Below are 1,250 nucleotides of genomic sequence, written 5' to 3'. Positions count from 1 at the left end.
GAGACCTTTGCATAAACCAGCAACCATCTCTCGACACCAATTTCAAACTCAACTAAAAACTGGAATTGGTGTTAAAGAAGTGAAGAAAGTCACCGAATTGGCATAAAAGTCTCCTAAATTGCAGTCAATTAACGTCTATTGGCTAGTTTTACCAACCAACAGACACAATAACCCTAAGGCAGTCCGTATTTTCGCTTCAAACCTAGGGCGGTTTTTAAATTATGCACAATGCTAGCAAGCAAGGTACTGGTATGAAATTGCATTAAGCCAAGATGACGAGCCTTGCTCATCCCATAATGCAATTTAAAATGACCGAATACCCGTTCTACCGTATTTCTGGTTTGGCTCTTTTGGGTATTGGTACGTTTTTGTTGTTCGGTAAGTGGTGTATTACGCCACGCCCTATCATGGATATGATTGTTGATAGGTGGCTCATGCTCGGCAAGATAGTCGTCATGGGCTTGGCTTTTATACGCACTGTCGGCGTAAACGGCAGATTCATCACCTGTTAAAAGCGTGGTAAAACATTGTGAATCATGGACATTAGCAGGGGTGGTTTGAACTTTTTTGACAAAGCTGTCTTCATCACAGTTAAGATGGATTTTATAGCCGTAGGTGGTTTTTACTTTGCCTGTGCTGTCTTTTTTGCTGACGTAGGCAGCTTCGTTATCTTGGGTGTTGTCGGTATGTTTGCCTTTTTTAGCTCGTTTGTTTTTGGCTTCAACGATACTGGCATCAATGATGCTAACACTGCCTGCTTTGATGATGATGTTTTGCTCGGCTAGTTGCTTATTGATTTGGTTGAATAAGGGTTCAATGAGTCCAAGTTCACCTAAGTGTTTGTGGTATCGCCAGATGGTGCTGTGGTCGGGTACGTTATCGGTAAGTGATAGCCCAACAAAGCGACGAAATAGTAAGTCTCTTGCCAGTTGTTTTTCCATGGCTGGGTCGGATAGGTTATAGAGTTTTTGTAGTAGTAAGATTTTAAACATGATGACAGGGTGAAAGGCACTTTCGCCTTTGTCGCTATTATGAACATGGCGTAATTGATGTTCAATGCGTTGCCAGTCAATAAGGTTGTGCAGGTCATCGAGTTCTTCGATGGCTTTGTGAGCGTTAATGAGACTGTCTGCTAGGGAGAGTTGCCCTGTTTGTTTCCATGCCATGTCGGTGTCTTTTGCTATCTGTTTGATTTTACTGTATTATATCACTTTTACAAACTTTTGTGCATTTTTTCGTGCAAAGGTTTC

1 protein-coding gene is annotated in these 1,250 nt (G+C 41.8%); it reads right to left on the bottom strand.

Translation table 11 applies throughout. The features are described from left to right. Positions 1-173: 173 nt before the first annotated feature. Entirely contained in the window at positions 174-1,166 is a 993-nt protein-coding gene (locus MA2_RS10715) for an IS5 family transposase (RefSeq protein ID WP_067059660.1), read from the bottom strand. Positions 1,167-1,250 lie beyond the last annotated feature (84 nt).

The sequence above is a fragment of the Moraxella atlantae NBRC 14588 genome (assembly GCF_001591265.1).
Lineage (GTDB): Bacteria > Pseudomonadota > Gammaproteobacteria > Pseudomonadales > Moraxellaceae > Faucicola > Faucicola atlantae.
The sequence above is the reverse complement of the archived record's forward strand: the minus strand, read 5'-3'. Positions and strand labels throughout refer to the sequence as shown.

Coding starts and splice junctions, on each gene's coding strand:
- MA2_RS10715 (WP_067059660.1), bottom strand. CDS start 1,166: ATGGCATGGAAACAAACAGGGCAACTCTCCCTAGCAGACAGTCTCATT.